This is a genomic window from Candidatus Villigracilis proximus, from assembly GCF_016717045.1.
GTDB lineage: Bacteria > Chloroflexota > Anaerolineae > Anaerolineales > Villigracilaceae > Villigracilis > Villigracilis proximus.
On the sequence record NZ_JADJUO010000001.1, the window covers coordinates 243,712 to 259,724 of the forward strand.

General features: G+C 49.2%; 20 protein-coding genes. 17 read left to right on the forward strand and 3 right to left on the reverse strand.

Annotated elements, in window-relative coordinates:
* Positions 1-71 precede the first annotated feature (71 nt).
* The 8 genes from IPL71_RS01235 (at position 72) to IPL71_RS01270 (ending at position 9,046) form a co-directional block, all read left to right on the forward strand.
* Positions 72-1,679 carry a phospholipid carrier-dependent glycosyltransferase gene (locus IPL71_RS01235; protein ID WP_345318154.1) on the forward strand — a complete coding sequence of 536 codons (1,608 nt, stop codon included), beginning with the start codon at positions 72-74 and terminating at the stop codon, positions 1,677-1,679.
* 9 nt (positions 1,680-1,688) lie between these two features.
* On the forward strand, positions 1,689-2,516 hold the full coding sequence (locus IPL71_RS01240; RefSeq protein WP_345318155.1) for an SDR family oxidoreductase: 828 nt from the start codon (positions 1,689-1,691) through the stop codon (positions 2,514-2,516).
* 61 nt (positions 2,517-2,577) lie between these two features.
* On the forward strand, positions 2,578-3,780 hold the full coding sequence (locus IPL71_RS01245) for a cytidylyltransferase domain-containing protein (protein ID WP_345318156.1): 1,203 nt from the start codon (positions 2,578-2,580) through the stop codon (positions 3,778-3,780).
* A gap of 24 nt (positions 3,781-3,804) precedes the next feature.
* On the forward strand, positions 3,805-4,686 hold the full coding sequence (locus tag IPL71_RS01250; RefSeq protein WP_345318157.1) for an N-acetylneuraminate synthase family protein: 882 nt from the start codon (positions 3,805-3,807) through the stop codon (positions 4,684-4,686).
* A gap of 72 nt (positions 4,687-4,758) precedes the next feature.
* Positions 4,759-5,580 carry a sulfotransferase domain-containing protein gene (locus IPL71_RS01255; protein ID WP_345318158.1) on the forward strand — a complete coding sequence of 274 codons (822 nt, stop codon included), beginning with the start codon at positions 4,759-4,761 and terminating at the stop codon, positions 5,578-5,580.
* Between the two features lie 105 nt (positions 5,581-5,685).
* Positions 5,686-5,973: a hypothetical protein gene (locus IPL71_RS01260; RefSeq protein WP_345318159.1), complete on the forward strand. Its 288-nt coding sequence runs from the start codon at positions 5,686-5,688 to the stop codon at positions 5,971-5,973.
* 44 nt (positions 5,974-6,017) lie between these two features.
* Positions 6,018-7,346: a M23 family metallopeptidase gene (locus IPL71_RS01265; RefSeq protein WP_345318160.1), complete on the forward strand. Its 1,329-nt coding sequence runs from the start codon at positions 6,018-6,020 to the stop codon at positions 7,344-7,346.
* Positions 7,347-7,384: 38 nt separating this feature from the next.
* Positions 7,385-9,046 carry a capsular polysaccharide export protein, LipB/KpsS family gene (locus tag IPL71_RS01270; RefSeq protein ID WP_345318161.1) on the forward strand — a complete coding sequence of 554 codons (1,662 nt, stop codon included), beginning with the start codon at positions 7,385-7,387 and terminating at the stop codon, positions 9,044-9,046.
* Positions 9,047-9,100: 54 nt separating this feature from the next.
* Here IPL71_RS01270 and IPL71_RS01275 read toward each other — a convergent pair whose 3' ends face one another.
* The 3 genes from IPL71_RS01275 to IPL71_RS01285 are packed head-to-tail and all read right to left on the reverse strand — an operon-like array spanning position 9,101 to position 9,946.
* Complete coding sequence (locus IPL71_RS01275; RefSeq protein ID WP_345318162.1) at positions 9,101-9,499, reverse strand: NanQ anomerase/TabA/YiaL family protein; 399 nt, start codon at positions 9,497-9,499, stop codon at positions 9,101-9,103.
* Positions 9,500-9,523: 24 nt separating this feature from the next.
* Positions 9,524-9,805 (reverse strand): lysophospholipid acyltransferase family protein, encoded by a 282-nt coding sequence (locus tag IPL71_RS01280; protein WP_345318163.1) that lies wholly within the window; start codon positions 9,803-9,805, stop codon positions 9,524-9,526.
* A 3-nt stretch (positions 9,806-9,808) separates the two neighbouring features.
* Positions 9,809-9,946, reverse strand: a complete 138-nt coding sequence (locus tag IPL71_RS01285; protein WP_345318164.1) for a lysophospholipid acyltransferase family protein — start codon at positions 9,944-9,946, stop codon at positions 9,809-9,811.
* A gap of 145 nt (positions 9,947-10,091) precedes the next feature.
* Here IPL71_RS01285 and IPL71_RS01290 point away from each other — a divergent pair, with 145 nt between their 5' ends.
* The 9 genes from IPL71_RS01290 (at position 10,092) to IPL71_RS01330 (ending at position 16,012) form a co-directional block, all read left to right on the forward strand.
* A complete protein-coding gene (locus tag IPL71_RS01290) occupies positions 10,092-11,300 on the forward strand; it encodes a sulfotransferase domain-containing protein (protein ID WP_345318165.1) in 1,209 nt (402 codons plus the stop codon).
* Positions 11,301-11,363: 63 nt separating this feature from the next.
* Entirely contained in the window at positions 11,364-12,293 is a 930-nt protein-coding gene (locus tag IPL71_RS01295; RefSeq protein WP_345318166.1) for a glycosyltransferase family 2 protein, read from the forward strand.
* Between the two features lie 183 nt (positions 12,294-12,476).
* A complete protein-coding gene (locus tag IPL71_RS01300) occupies positions 12,477-12,650 on the forward strand; it encodes a hypothetical protein (protein WP_345318167.1) in 174 nt (57 codons plus the stop codon).
* The gene (locus IPL71_RS01305; protein ID WP_345318168.1) at positions 12,634-12,939 is read left to right on the forward strand and encodes a GNAT family N-acetyltransferase; all 306 of its coding nucleotides are present in this window, start codon (positions 12,634-12,636) and stop codon (positions 12,937-12,939) included. Before IPL71_RS01300 ends, IPL71_RS01305 begins: the two co-directional genes overlap by 17 nt.
* Before the next feature lie 9 nt (positions 12,940-12,948).
* On the forward strand, positions 12,949-13,128 hold the full coding sequence (locus IPL71_RS01310) for a hypothetical protein (protein WP_345318169.1): 180 nt from the start codon (positions 12,949-12,951) through the stop codon (positions 13,126-13,128).
* 13 nt (positions 13,129-13,141) lie between these two features.
* On the forward strand, positions 13,142-13,777 hold the full coding sequence (locus IPL71_RS01315) for a GNAT family N-acetyltransferase (protein WP_345318170.1): 636 nt from the start codon (positions 13,142-13,144) through the stop codon (positions 13,775-13,777).
* A gap of 34 nt (positions 13,778-13,811) precedes the next feature.
* The gene (locus IPL71_RS01320) at positions 13,812-14,351 is read left to right on the forward strand and encodes an acylneuraminate cytidylyltransferase family protein (protein ID WP_345318171.1); all 540 of its coding nucleotides are present in this window, start codon (positions 13,812-13,814) and stop codon (positions 14,349-14,351) included.
* Positions 14,338-14,487, forward strand: a complete 150-nt coding sequence (locus IPL71_RS01325; RefSeq protein WP_345318172.1) for a hypothetical protein — start codon at positions 14,338-14,340, stop codon at positions 14,485-14,487. Before IPL71_RS01320 ends, IPL71_RS01325 begins: the two co-directional genes overlap by 14 nt.
* Positions 14,477-16,012 (forward strand): hypothetical protein, encoded by a 1,536-nt coding sequence (locus IPL71_RS01330; RefSeq protein WP_345318173.1) that lies wholly within the window; start codon positions 14,477-14,479, stop codon positions 16,010-16,012. The genes IPL71_RS01325 and IPL71_RS01330 overlap by 11 nt, the downstream gene beginning before the upstream one ends.
* Position 16,013: the final 1 nt, after the last annotated feature.

A 16,013-nucleotide genomic window follows, 5' to 3' on the forward strand; every position in this document is an offset into this window, starting at 1 on the left:
CGGCCAATTCCCTTTCCCCAAGAAATTGGGGGAAGGGACGGGGATGGGGACGTCTCTGTGATTTTTCCTGAATGAAACAATATCTGAAACCCCAGTCTCTTTTCTTGATTGCTCTCGGTTTGATTGCCCTGAGCGCACTCGGTGTATTACTTTACAGCACGCCCGAAGGACTTGGGCTTTCAGATGACTCGATCGGATATATTGCAGGCGCGCGCAGCATCCTCAGCGGGCAAGGATATCGCGAAGCATGGCTTGCAAGTAATGGTCCTGTTACACACTTCCCCCCCGGCTTTTCATCTCTATTGGCTTTGATCGGTCTCAGCGGACTTGATCCTCTGCGCGGCGCGCGTTTTCTTAACGCGTTATTATTCGGCGCAAATGCATTTCTGCTTGGTATCATCGGCTGGCGCATGACCCGCTCACAAATTGCGGGCGTGGTATTGGCTTTACTGTTCACGGTCAATGCTTCGTTGTTCAATACTCATACTGTAGCCATGAGCGAGCCGCTCTATATCTTTTTCAGCCTCGCCGCATTTCTGACTTTTTCTAAATATTATGGAGCGTATTCTGGAGTGCAGGAGCTTGCTCCTGCATCTGGCAGCAAGCTGCCTGACTCCACATGGCTGATCTCCACAGGCGTCCTTACCGCGCTCACTTATTTAACACGTTACGCCGGACTTGCTCTTCTTGCAACCTTCCTCGTTGCGTTAATTCTTCTGCACGATACATGGAAGAAAAAGTTAATCAGCGCCGGAATTTTTCTTGCCAGTTTTATGCCCCTGGTTCTCGCGTGGAGCCTCCGTAACAAGCTCGTCGCCGACAATGCCACAAATCGCACACTGGTCTATCATCCGCTTTCGGCGGAAAACATCGAAACCGGAATCTATAATCTTTCAGCGTTTTTCATCCCTGTCGAAACATGGCGGCGTGAAGTTACAAAAGATCCGAATGTGTTTATTGGTTTTCTTTCGTTAATAACGCTCGCTTTGCTGATTTGGGTTGTATATAAGGGATTAAAGAATTTTTTTCAACCGGCCAGTGGAAGACCTGAAGTTTTATCTTTTACAAATGCACTTTATGTCTTCGGTTATCTGGCTTCCATTATTTCGTCCATGATGTTGTTTGACGCGAGTACAAAATTTAAGCTGCGTATTCTTTCGCCCGTTTATGTCGCATTGCTGATCCTGCTCATATTGTTCGGTACCTGGTTGTGGAGCAAACGCACATTTCTTTGGCGCGGTTTGGTTGTCATTGCAACGCTGTTTATTTTTGTATTTTCTTTTTACGATATATCAAGTGTCGTAAAAAAACTTCACAAAAGCGGACAAGGCTACGCGTCCTTCCAATGGTATGATTCCAAAGCGATGGATTTTCTGAGCGAATTGCCTGAGGGTATCCGCATCTATACCAATCAGCCCGGCCCGGTTTATCTGTACACGAATCGTCCCAGCTATGTCTTGCCCGACCTGATCGACCCTGTCACCGGTTTGCCGCGTGGTGGATACGAAGAAGGCGTGATCGAGCTTCAACAGGATGTGCTTTCAGGAAACGCCGTTCTTGCGTTGTTCAAATTTGGCGCAGAAGATGAAGATGTGCAATCCATTTATACACAACTCGCCGACGGTTTATATCTCGCGCACGACACACACGGCGATACAATTTACACAGCAAATCCATAAGGAAATCAAATGACAATTTTTGATAAATTTAGTTTGAAAGATCAAGTGGCCGTTGTAACAGGCGGAGTGGGCTTGCTCGGCGCAGAGTTTTGCAAGACCCTTGCCGAAGCCGGCGCAGCCGTTGCGGTTGTTGATCTGAATGGTGACGCGGCTAATAAAGTTGCGGATGGGCTCACCAAAGACGGATACAAAGCCGTCGGAATCGCGACCGACATCACCAAGCCTGACTCTGTCAACGCGATGGTCGCCACGGTTCTTTCGACCTTTGGCCGGCTCGACGTTCTGGTGAATTCGGCGGCCCTCGATCCAAAGTTCGACCCCGACGCTGCATCCAAAGGAATCGCTCCCGGCGCCTTTGAAGACTATCCGCTTGATCTGTGGAACGCGGCGCTGAATGTGAATCTGACCGGCATGTTCCTTGTGACACAGGCCTGTGTTAAACAAATGATCGCGCAGGGTAAAAAAGGCAGCATTATCAACATCTGTTCCACCTACGGACTCAACGGCCCCGATCAGCGCATCTACATTAAAGACGGCAAGCGTGTGGCTTATAAACCGGTTTATTACACCACCACCAAAGCGGGCGTGATGGGTTTTACCAAGTATCTCTCTGCCTACTACGCCGGGACAGAGATCCGCGTCAACGCGCTCACTCCGGGCGGCGTGTTCAATAATCATGAAGAATATTTCGTAACGAATTATTCCGCCAAAACCATTCTGGGACGCATGGCAAAGAAAGATGAAATGAACGGCGCCTTATTATTCCTCGCTTCTGAAGCATCCTCCTACATGACCGGCAACAACGTCATCGTAGACGGCGGCTGGACGGCGTGGTAAAACCGATCGTGGACCAAAGACCGCTGACCGTGGTCTATCGTCCACCGTCCATGGTCTGATTATGACTGAAATCCTCGCCATTATCCCTGCTCGCGGCGGTTCCAAGGGAATCCCGCGCAAAAACATCCGCTCCTTCGCCGGTTATCCATTGATCGCGTGGAGCATTGCTGCTGCCAAACAGTCGGAACTGGTCACACGCGTCATCGTCTCCACGGATGATGAAGAGATCGCGGCCGTGGCCCGTCAGTGGGGAGCAGAGACTCCCTTCCTGCGCCCGGCTGAACTGGCACAGGATAAAACCACCGACCTGCCCGTCTTTGAGCACGCGCTCAAATGGCTGGAGGATGTGGAAGGCTATCGCCCCGAGATCGTTATCCAATTGCGCCCCACATCACCCGTCCGCCCGTTGACGATGGTGGATGATGCAATTCGTATTTTGCTTGAACATGAAGATGCCGATTGCGTGCGCGGTGTTGTGCCTGCTGCACAAAATCCATTTAAAATGTGGCGATTCAATGGCGAAGGAAAACCATTAAATCAATTACTCGTAGTGGACGGCATAGATGAACCCTATAACGCGCCGCGCCAAATTCTTCCGCCTGTCTATTGGCAGACTGGTCATATTGATGCGATCCGCGATCTGACCATCACACAAAAGAAATCATTGACCGGCGATGTGATTTATCCGCTGTTGATCGACCCCAAATATACAGTGGATATTGACACCCTGCCCGATTGGACGAAGTATGAAGCCCTTGTCTACAGCGGGCTTGAAATGGTTTCTCCAGGAAACCCCCGCCGTGCCATGCCTGAGATAATCAAGTTGATTGTCACTGACTTCGACGGTGTCCTGACCGATGGCAGAGTCTGGATTGATGAAAATGGCAAAGAAACAGTGGCAGCTTCACGGTCCGATTCGATGCGCATCAAACAGCTGCGCGAGTACGGAGTTGATGTCATGATCCTGTCGTCCGAGGTAAACCCGGTTGTAAGCGCTAGTGCAAAAAAGATGAACATCGCGGCAATTCACGGAATGGGTCTGCATGAAAAAGGGGAGGCATTAAAAACATTTGACAGAAAAAATATTGATGCTTCGCAGGTCGTTTATCTCGGCAATGATTTTAATGATTTGCCGTGTTATGAAATCGCAGGTTGGTCTGTAGCAGTTGCAGATGCCTACCCGGAAGTTTTACAGGCTGCCGACCATGTGTTGAAGACAAAGGGCGGTTTTGGCGCTTTACGTGAACTGTGCGATTTAATTTGAAAGAATTCCAGGAGAAAAATAAAAATGGCTCGTGAAATTAAATTTGGAAACCGAATGATGGGTGATGGTCACCCTGCTTATGTCATCGCAGAAGTGGGTATTAACCACAATGGCGATCTGGATGTTGCCAAGAAAATTATTGATGCCGCCGCTCACGCCGGCGCCGATGCGGTGAAGTTTCAAAAACGCACACCCGATGTATGCACACCGCCCGAACAACAAAAACAAATGCGCGAAACCCCCTGGGGTTATATTTCCTATCTGGATTATCGTTATAAGGTTGAATTCAACGAAGAGCAATACCGCGAGATCGACCGCTATTGCAAGGAAAAGAAAATTGACTGGATGGTCTCCGTGTGGGATGAACCCTCGGTGGATTTCATGGAACAATTTGACACTCCCGCTTACAAAGTTCCTTCCGCTTCGCTCACCGATCACAATCTGATGAAGCGCGTCCGTCAGACTGGCAAGCCGATCATTATTTCAACCGGCATGTCTACCATGGATCAAATTTATAAAGGCGTGAACGCAGTTGGTGCGGACAATCTTGTCATCATGCACTGTACCAGCACCTATCCCTGCGAACCTGAAGAATTGAATCTCAAAATGATCGAAACCCTGCGCAATGAATTCCCGAATAATCCCATCGGATATTCCGGCCACGAAGTAGGACTTGTGCCTTCAGCGGTTGCCATTGCTCTCGGCGCAACTTCCATCGAACGTCACATCACACTCGACCGCGCCATGTGGGGCAGCGATCAGGCCGCATCTGTTGAGCCGGGCGGTTTTGAGAAACTTGTAAAATACATCCGCGTGACAGAAGCCGCGCTGGGTGACGGCGTGAAGAAAGTTTATGAATCTGAAAAAGGTTCAATGAAGAAACTTCGCCGCATTGTAAATGAATAGTATTTGAACCGCAGAGGCGCAGAGTTCGCTGAGTTTTTCTCTGCGCTCTTTGCGTCTCTGCGGTAAATAATTATGGCACTCATACAAAAAATTCGACGAACGCTGCGCCCCGCAGGAAAAACCGCTCAAGCCATTTTGCGATGGAAGCGGTTTTCTTTTCATGAAGCCCCGCCCATCTTCGGCAACTCCAAACCCAAAAGCGGATCGCATCTGCTGCTGCAAATTCTCAACGGCTTCACGCAGATCATGCCGTATAAATATGTTGAGGCAGACCCGATTCGCACGATTGAAAAAGAAGGTAGAAGAAAGAAGAAAGAGGAAATTCTAGACGAATTGACTCATCTACCCTCAGGCGTGATCGGCTGGGGCTATCTGGATGCGACTCAAGCGAACGCATCTTTCTTAACTGAAACAGGGCGCGTCAACTATTTTATTTATCGCGACCCGCGAGATATGCTCGTCTCACAAGTCTTCTTCGCGACCGATATGCATGGCGAGCACGGAATGCATGATTACTACAACTCCCTGCCCGATTTTGGCGCGAGATTAAATGTCGCCATCACCGGCATTGACCGTGACGGATTAAAAATGGTCAGCGTGAAACAAAGATACGAAGGTGTTTTTCAATGGCTCGAACAAAAAAATGTGATGTGCCTGCGCTTTGAAGATCTGATCAACAACCGCGATGTCACATTAAACGCCATGCTCGATGAAGTGGAAAAGACCGGTTACAAAATCCCCACTCCACGCGCACAGGCATTGTCTGTTTTAGTGGATGCGATTCAGCCCAAAAAGAGTCACACCTTCCGCTCCGGCAAAACCGGCGGATGGACACAACACTTCACCGACGAACACAAAAACTGGTCAAGGATGTGGCTGGTGATTTATTGGTAAGATTGGGGTATGAAAAGAACAACGATTGGTAACACATATAACGCACGGGGTGCTTCTTTCACAGGATCGCCCCGTTTGACTTTCATAATCTAGAACGGGGTGTTGATGAGAAAAATTTTCTCCTGCTTTTTTATTACAATTTTTATTTTATCCGCCTGCGGAAATCCGCCCGCAGAACCAGTGACCGTGGACGATGCGCCAACACCCACTGCACAGCCGGCGCAAATTTCAACAGCCACACCAACTATCCCCGTCCCCACCGCAACCGCTGTTTCACTGGCGCTGGCAGACCAACCCGTCTTTCTTGCCTGGCCCATGCCCTCCCCTTATATCGGCACGGCGCGCATTTCACAATACCCCAACCCCCGTGGACATGGAACTACCTGGGACTGAACGCCGGCTATCAATGTCCGCCGATGTTCGGGTATCTGTTAAACATGGACTCTCATCCCTACTGGCGCGATCTGTCCATTCCTGAAGAGCAGGATAAGGCACAGGCTGATCCGCATAACTTCGAGATGGTTGAATGCTATTCGACAGATAACAACGTCGGAGCGAACGGCCATGAAGGGACAGATATCAAAGCTCCCGCCGGCACGCCCGTCTACGCCGCTGCGGATGGTAAAGTCCAAACCTGGCGTCTTTCAGGGATGACGACCATGATCGTCTTGAAGCATTGCCTCGGCGGCGCATGGGATGAAGCACATCAATGTGTAGACGGGCGGCAGTGGTACACCACCTATATGCATATTGTTACCAACAAGGATTTGTTGTTTGAAAATCTTGATGTTGCACAAGGCACGCAGGTTGGAACGATCTACGACCAGAGCATCAATTCACATTTGCATTTTGAAACCGGGCTTGATTCACGCAGCTATACCAACTTCGTCAATCCGTGGGGTCGTGACGAAGCGCCCTGGCTCGGCTGCATGTGGCTCGATCAATCCATTTGTGTCAATCCGAATCCTGATTACAAACGCATGGCGTTGTATACCACCTCTGAAAGATTATTCATCAAACAGGGCGAAGCAGACCCGATTGAGATTTTTGATGCGCAGGCGCTAAAACAGATTAGTCTACGTGGCGACCGTATCGTCGTCATGGATGCGATGAATCGTTTGTTGGTAAATGACGGGTTAGGCTGGAAGATGCTGGCAGAAAATATCACCGACTTTCAAATTTCAAATACCCGCATCGCCATTCTCGATCAAAATGGAAATCTGCTTGTCAAAGAAGACTTAAATGGCGAATGGACTTTACAAGCAGAGCGCGTCCGCATGTTTTCGATTTCAGATCACCGGCTGGGATATATAACCGAAAGCGGCGATCTCTTTATCAAACAGGATGAATTAAACAATGAATGGACTCTTGTCGTGCAAAATGTATTTGCCTTTCAGTTAAACAATAACCGCGTGGCCGTGGTGGACTCGCAAGGTGTGCTGTTTGCAAACGAAGGTTTACTCTCTGCAGAATGGGAACAAATGGCAGAGGGTGTGAAAGCCTTTCAATTAACCGATGTGCGCCTCGGTATTCTAAATATGAATGATAATCTGCTGGTGAAAGAAGGAAACCTGCGCGCTGAATGGCTGACCCTCGCGGAAAACGTCCGCTGGTTTCAATTGGCTGATTATCGCATCTTGATGCAAGAAGCTGATGGTGCATTTAAATTAAAGGATGGCAATCTTTATCAGGCATGGAGTGATATAGGGTTCGCAGAATTAAAACTTGCGATTCTCAACGGCGGAGTCCCCGCCTTTACCCGCTGAAATCCCTGATGTACTTGTATGCCGTATAATACGCAACTATGAATCGTGTCTCTGAATTTTTCACCCAACGCATCAAGCGCGGACTTGTCCGCCGGCTTAATAATCTCAAGATCGCATCTGTAGCGCGTGAAGTGGCCCGCAGTGAACCGCAGTCCGCTGGCGCGCCTGTCGTTTTCTTTAAGGCGTCCACGGGCATTGATGATCTTTCGTGGAACAGCGGATTTCATCTGCTGACTTCGTGGGCCTTTCGTTTGCAGGGCATTCCGGTCGTTTATTTTGCGTGTGATTCTGGCATGAGTCATTGCGTGCTTGGAACGAATCGCGATACCGTGCAAAAAGCTCCGCCTTGTAAATCATGTGTGTATCAGTCGAAGACTTTGTATGCCGGACTAAAAACTATGGAGTCGGACAGCTCGCTGTCCGATATGCAGGAGCAAGCTCCTGCACTCCATAGTGGTGTGAGATGGTTTAATTTTCAGCGAGATCCCGAACTTGTAAAAGCCATCGCTGATTTAAGCATTGACCAATTATCACGTTTCACGCATCACGAACTTCCGCTCGGGGCGTTGTGTCTGCCCGGGCTGCGATGGGTGCTGAGAGTCCACCATCTGAATGATGATGAATCGACTCGTTATCTTTTTCGGGAATATATTTTATCGGCCTGGAATGTGGCGCAGAAATTTGACGCACTACTCGATCAGACTCAACCGAGGGCTGTTCTGGTTTTCAATGGGCAGTTCTTCCCCGAAGCCACTGCCCGCTACATGGCGTTGAAGCGCGGAATTCGAGTCATCACGCACGAAGTGGGCTTTCAACCCGCCACCGCGTTCTTTACTGAAGGCGAAGCCACCGCATCCCCGATACCACTCCCTGACTCTTTTGAAATGAACGCCGAACAAAACGCAAAACTGGATGCGTATCTTGCGAAACGCTTTCAAGGTGACTTCACGATGGCAGGCATCAAATTTTGGGCGGACATGAAAGGACTCGATGAGACGTTCTTGAAAAAAGCGGCAGGCTTCAGGCAGATCGTGCCCATCTTTACCAACGTCATCTTTGATACCAGTCAGCCGCACGCCAACACGGTATTTGAAGATATGTTCGATTGGCTCGATATGGCGTTGGAAGTGATACAGGAAAACCCCGAAACCCTGTTCGTCATCCGCGCGCATCCCGACGAGAGCCGGGTCCGCAAAGCTAGCCGTGAAACAGTGGCGGGCTGGTTCGAAGCGCGGAATGTGACCGATTTGCCCAATGTGGTTTTCGTCTCACCAAAAGAAACGCTCAGTTCGTATGAATTGATCTTGAAATCAAAATTCGTGATGGTCTATAACTCAACGATTGGCTTGGAAGCTGCGATCATGGGCGCGGCAGTTTTGTGTGCCGGGCGTGCAAGATTTACACAATACCCGACTGTGTTTTTTCCACAGACCGTGGATGAAGTAAGAAGAAAGATGAAAGAGTTTCTGACGGCTGATGCGATTGATGTCCCGCTTGAATTCAAACGCAACGCCCGCAGGTTTTTGTATTACCAGTTGTTTAGAACTTCATTGCCATTTGGAAAGTTTTTAGAGCCATCGATCAGAACCACGCAGACAAAATTAAAGTCGTTTGCATTCGATGAGTTAATAAACTCCGAATCGGTGCAGGTGGTTAAAGAAGGCATTCTCGAAGGCGGGGATTTCCTGCTGAAGAATTAAACAACCTGCATGACTGCCTTTTGAGAAAATTTCTTAAGTGCAGTCATCCACAGATCAACACAGATGAAAGGGATATTTAAACTCGGGCAATAGCAGAACAAAACATCCGCTTTTCAAAGTGACAAGGTCACCTTCGCCAAAGAGCGGCAGAAAATCTTTTTTCGCATCATACTCACCCTGCTGCAAATGATTGAGATTAGCATAGCCCATTCCCTCGGCACCTTGAACAACATATTGCAGGTCAATGTAGCGGCGATGCGCTTCCCAGAATCCCTGTTCTTTTAATTTCGTGTTGTATTCCTGAACCAGCGCGTACATATTCTCGCCGTCTATTTCATACCTTCCAACGGGGATGCTGTTCACATCAATTTGATGAATATAATCAAACGCGCGTTTGAATTTGGCATGTACTGTATAGTAAAGGTGAGCGTTATTAATTTGGTCGATGATCATGCTTTTCTTTCTGCCTTTTGAAAGTTAATCTTTCAGCGTAATGTACTTCTTCCTCGGATTGATCCCCGTCATCCCGTCAAGGAATTTCTTGATCGCTTTTACATCCGCATCCATATCATCAGTGAGATGAAAGACCTGCCCTACCCGCATGGCTTTGCTTTTGCCATCCACGATCGCCATCACCAGCGGAATGCCCGCAGATTTGGCAATGTGATAAAAACCCATCTTCCACTCGCTGACATAATGCCGTGTGCCTTCAGGGGCAATGGTCAAAATAAATTTATCTGATTTCCCGCAAGCATCCACTATTTACTCCACCAGCCCCTGTGACTTTTTGCGGTCTACGAGAATGCCACCGCACCAATAGAAGAACCAGCCGAACGGGCTGCGGAATAATTCCGCTTTGCCCATGTAACGTGCATCGGCCTTCAAATGAAAGATCACCACGCCAGCCAGCCAGGCGCATGATCGAGTTGCTCAAAAAGCGTAAAAAGTGACTGATAACGGGCGTGTTGAATATGGTTTTCTTCATGATTTTTCCTCAGCTATATAACCCTGAAATTCCGTTTGCGTCTCTGTCTACAACAAATTTGTGGTTAAATACCTGCATGGCTTTAAAATCAACTCTCCGCTCTCTTATCTATCAAACGAAAAACAGACGCAACATACCCGCTTTATCCTTACTCCAACTCCGCAAAATGACTGGCCGATTCTGCTTGGTATTTCATTTCCAAAAAGCGGCACACATCTGCTCGACCAGATTTTGCTTGGTTTTGCAAATGTTGCACCTTTCGCAAAACGTGTACATTCATTTTACGCCGAATACGAAGGCGAAAGCGGATATAAGCGCACGCCCGAACAGGCGCTCAACTGGCTTGATACACTTCGTCCACGGGATGTGGCATCAGCGCATCTTTTCGCCCGCCCCGAAGCTGTTGAACGCGTCTGTTCGCCAAAGTTTGCGCCCTACTTTATCTTCCGCGATCCGCGTGATGTGGTCGTCTCGCATGTTTTCTATGTGACCGACATGGAAGCGCGTCACGTCCATCATCAATATTATCAATCCCTGCCCGATTTCAACGCGCGGCTTAACGTCAGCATTTTGGGGCGTTCAGACACCGGCATAGAATTCCCGAACATCGCAGATCGTTTCGCCCCCTATCTTGGCTGGCTCGATCAAAAAGAAGTGTTGACAATTCACTTCGAGGATTTGATTCACGACCGCAGCGCGACTCTGACTCGCATCATGGACCACCTCCTCACCCGCGCCCCGCTTCAAACGTCCCGACAACTGATTCTAAATTCCCTCGAAACCTCCATCAACCCGACAAAGTCCCCGACCTTCCGCTCCGGCAAAACCGGCGAATGGAAAAAATACTTCACCGACGAACATAAAAAGCTGTTCAAAGAAGCAGCCGGAGATTTGCTTATAAAGTTAGGGTATGAGAAAGACGGTAACTGGTCGGGATCGGGATGGGAATGGGTAGAGGTGAGGAAAAGTAAACTAAGTTTGGAAAAAGCCGCATTTGCTGGGGGTTTTTTGGGGGGGGGTCCGCCCCCCCCCCCCCCCGGGGGGGGGGGGCCCCCCCCCCCCCCCCCCGCCTCCCGCGGCCGCCCCCCCCCCCCTCGGCCCGGGGGGTGGGGGGGTCGGGCTTCCCCTGTCCAGGAGGGGGGGGGCCTCCCGGGCCGGCGGGTGGGGGTTCCGCCCCGGCGGGGGGCCCCCCCCCCGGGGGGGGGGGGGGACGTAGTAAACAGGGCAGACAGGGCTAATCATGCCATCCGCGAAGGTATTGCTTTCTGAAGAAATTGACGGTCGAGTCACTTTCGATTCCGACGCCCAACCTTTCCCAATTTCATCCTCCTCATGACCTGCTCCATCGTAATCCGCGCCTATAACGAAGCCCAGCATCTTGGACGTTTGCTTGAGGGAATCAAACAGCAGACCATACAAGATGTGGACGTGATTCTCGTCGACTCGGGGTCCACTGACTCAACCGTGGCGATCGCCGAATCATACGGCGCGCGGATCGTGAGAATCCCGTCAGCGGAGTTTACGTTTGGGCGCTCGCTCAATTATGGGATTAAAGCAGCGAAGCGCGAGTTCATCGTCATGGCGAGCGCGCATGTTTACCCCGTCTATCCTGATTGGCTGGAGACTTTACTTCGTCCATTTCAGGATGAGCAAGTTGCCCTCACCTACGGCAAACAGCGCGGACCAGACTTTGCAAAATTTTCCGAGCAACAGATTTTTCATCAGTGGTATCCCGATCTCAGCAAGCCCAAACAGGAAACTGCTTTTTGCAATAACGCAAATTCTGCGATCAGAAAAAGTTTATGGGAAAAGAACAACTACGATGAAACATTGACCGGTCTCGAAGACCTGGCGTGGGCCAAGTGGGCCAAAGAGCAGGGACATGCCATCGCGTACGTGGCCGAAGCCGAGATCATTCACGTCCACAACGAAACGCCGCACGGAGTTTACAACCGCTATCGCCGTGAAGCGATGGCGCTGAGAAAAATCTACCCCGAAGCACATTTTAATTTTTATGATTTCCTGCGCCTGACCATCACCAACATCTTAAGCGACCTCTGGCACGCCGCGCGTGAACGGGTGCTGTTTAAAAATATTTCATCCATCTTCTGGTTTCGTTACATGCAATTTCACGGCACCCGCATGGGACACCGCGAGACGAGTCTCATCACGCCGCAATTGCGTGAGACCTTTTATTATGCGCGGGAAAGAAAGATGAAAGAGGAAAGAAAACGGGATGTGGAGCCGATTCAGTATGAGTAGTGTGAGTATTTCGATAATTCCATTTCAAGACCTTTAACCACAAAGTTCACGAAGAGGCACAAAGGAGAACAAAACGCTAGAAGCAAGTTTTCCTTCGTGTACCTTTGTGCCCTTTGTGGTTTGGAGCTTTGGGTTCACTCTCAAAAACGGGCCATCTCTTTTTTCTTTCGGTATAATCACCACATGTCAAAACTACTCCCCATGACCCAGACCGAATATGAAGTTTTTCTTGAGCGCACGATTCCTGAATATGCTGATGACAAAGTCCGCGCGGGGCATTGGGCTGAATCTGAGGCCCTGGAAAGATCTGCAGGGAATTTTCAGCTGATCTGCCGCAGGGGTGCAAACCAAAAATAATTATCTCTATACTTTATATGATGGCGATGATGCCGTGGGGCTGATCTGGATGCGTGCCAATATAGACCGCCCCACAAATGATGGTTTTATTCTGGAGTTATATGTCGAAGAAAAATATCGTGGCAAAGGCTATGGCAAACAAGCCATGCAGCTCATCGAAGAGAAAGCCCGCGAACTGGGATTAAAATCAATCGGACTGCACGTTTTTGGTTCCAACAAGATCGCACGGAATTTATATGAATCCGTTGGCTATGAAGTTACCAGCGTCAATATGAGCAAGGCGTTATAAAACCCACTCATGTCATCCTTCGCATTCAAGTCCGCCAACACCTACACCATTCCTGAGATCGCGGATCTACTCACCCGCGGATTTGAAGGCTACTACGTCCCCATCCATATTAACGAAGCCGCATTATTAACCATGCTGCGCCGTGATGGCGTGGATTTAACCGAGAGTCGCATTCTCTTTAAAAGATGACGAACCCATTGGCGTGGCACTCATCGCCCGCCGCGGCTGGACCAGTCGACTCGCGGCGATGGGCATTGTGTCCACGGCCAGAAATAGCGGAGCGGGCACATGGGCGATGAAGAATCTCGTCGAGGAAGCGCGTGCTCGCGGCGACCATGAAATGTTTTTGGAAGTCATCGAACAAAATACTGCGGGCGTAAAACTCTATCAAAAATTCGGATTCAAATCCATTCGCAGGCTGGTGGGATACAAACTCGAAAATCCGCAGGTTGAGTCAGAGCAACAACTTGAAGAAATAGATATTCGTGAATTGGCGCGTCTGGTTGCGTATCACGGATTGAAAGACCTGCCCTGGCAGCTTTCGGGCGCGAGCATCATGCAGCACACACCGCCCTCCCGCGCCTTTCGCCTGCACGATGCCTATTGTCTCATCAGCGATCCCTCAGCGGCGCACGTGGCGATCTGGTCAGTGTTGGTAAAAGCCGGTTCACGAGGAGCAGGCCTCAGTCCGGTTTTGATGCGGGCGGTGTTCTCCCGCTTCCCCGAAAAAACATGGCACGTCCCTGCCTTGTATCCTGAAGAGATTTGCGCGGTCTTTGAAGAGATCGGAATGCAGCGCGGAGAAATTTCGCAGTGGCAAATGTCGCTTAAGTTATGAGACGTAGTGCCCGTTAAGGGGATAAAATGGGGGCATGAAACTAGCCGCCCTTGTCCCCATGCGTCACCACAGCCAGCGCGTGCCTGGCAAAAATTATCGCCCGCTCGCGGGCAAACCCCTTTTTCATCACATCATCGAAACGCTGCTCGCCGTGCCGGAAATTGAAACCGTGATGGTGGATACTGACTCCGAGCCTGTGATGGATGGAGTGCGCCGCCTCTTTCCTACCGTCAAGCTGATTCAGCGCCCCGAGCATCTCCGCGCTGACGATGTGCCCATGAACGAAATTCTGCTGCACGACACCGCCCAGGTGAAAGCGGATTTTTATCTGCAAACACATTCAACCAATCCATTATTGAGATCACAGACCATCTCACAAGGCATCAAAACTTTTTTTGCTGAATTCCCAAAATACGATTCTTTGTTTTCAGTCACACGCTGGCAGACTCGTTTGTATTTCAAGGATGGACAGGCCATCAATCATAATCCGCTGGAGTTGATTCAAACGCAAGACCTGCCGCCTGTGTATGAAGAGAATTCATGCCTGTATCTTTTCACCCGTGAAAACCTTTGAACGAAAACATCACCGCATCGGCGACAAACCCTTCATGCTCGAAATAGACAAGGCTGAAGCCTGGGACATTGACGAAGAGTTGGATTTTGAAATTACAGACTTTTTGATGAAGAGAAAATTACAGAATGAATCTTAAAAATATAAAGAATGTTGTTACGAACTGGTTTTCCAAACCGTGGTACCCAATCGCAATCAGCGCCTATCCCGTTTTGACATTACTCTCCGCAAACATCGGACAAGTGCGTTCAGATTCAGCGATTCGTCCTTTAGTGGTTTCGATCGCATTTGGCAGTTTGCTGTTCCTTATTATCTGGCTGCTCTTTTCACGCAAGACTTATAAAGCCGCATTCTTCACCGCGTTAGTCCTCGCTTTGTTCTTTACCTTTGGTCATGTTTACATCGCTATTGACACAAAATATCCTGACGCAAATTACACAGTCTGGCTTTTGCCTGTCTGGGGAATTTTGTTTGTGCTTGCAGTATTTTGGGTCACGCGCCCCAAGTTGACCTTTGTCTCCTCTGCTTCCACAATGAACACGATTGCCATCGCGCTGGTGGTCATATCACTCTGGCAGACAATTTCAACAGTTTCACCGCAAGGCGCGCACGCGCTGGGCGCTCCGAATGCACCGATTCAAGCGGACCTCGTAAAACCCGAAAATGCACCCGATGTATATTTCTTCCTGCTCGATTCCTATGGACGTGCAGACCTGCTCTACCGCGCCTACGGATTTGATAACGGTGGTTTTATACACGATCTGGAAGAACGTGATTTCTATGTCGCATCGTGCAGCCAGAGCAATTACGTCCGCACCGAGCTTTCACTTGGCTCTTCCTTAAACATGATGTATTTGCAGGATCTGAGCGATTCCTTTAAACCCGATACTACCGCGCGCCGTTTATTGTGGAATTCTCTTAAGCATAGCGCTGTGCGCTATAACTTTGAAAGTATGGGCTATACAACCATCAATACCGACACCGGCTTTGAATGGCTTAACGTTAGTGACTCTGATCTGTTTCTCAGTCCGCCGCCAGTTTCATCGGGCATGACCGAGTTTGAAGGATTATTCCTCAGCACAACTCTTGCGCGATACGCACAAGACCTTGGGCTGGTAGACCCTGATTATTTTTTGGGTGTTGAGTTCCGTGATCGCTTTCATTCCGCTTTCAATAGCATTGATGAAATCTCAAAAATGCCGGAGCCTACGTTTTCCTATATCCATGTCATCTCGCCGCATCCGCCTTTTGTCTTTGACTCCGAAGGCAACCCAACCTACCCGGCTGATTTCTGGAACGAACAGCGTCAGTATCCGCCTGATCTGTATCAAAAGGGATATGTCAATCAATTACAATATTTAAATACCACAATGACAGAAGCCATTGATACGATCCTCGCCAATTCTGAAACGCCGCCGATCATTATCATTCAAGGCGATCACGGTCCGTGGCTGCAACCCAAAGACAAGCGTTTCTGGAATACCATCTATTTTCCTGAACACAAAGATGTGCTGTACCCAACCATTTCGCCTGTAAATATTTTCCGGCTTGTCTTCAATTCTTACTTCGGCGGGAACTATGATATTCTCGAAGATGTCAGTTATTTTTCGCCTGTGCCCAAACTCTATGATTTCAGTGAAGTTCCATATCCTTGTGGTTATTAAA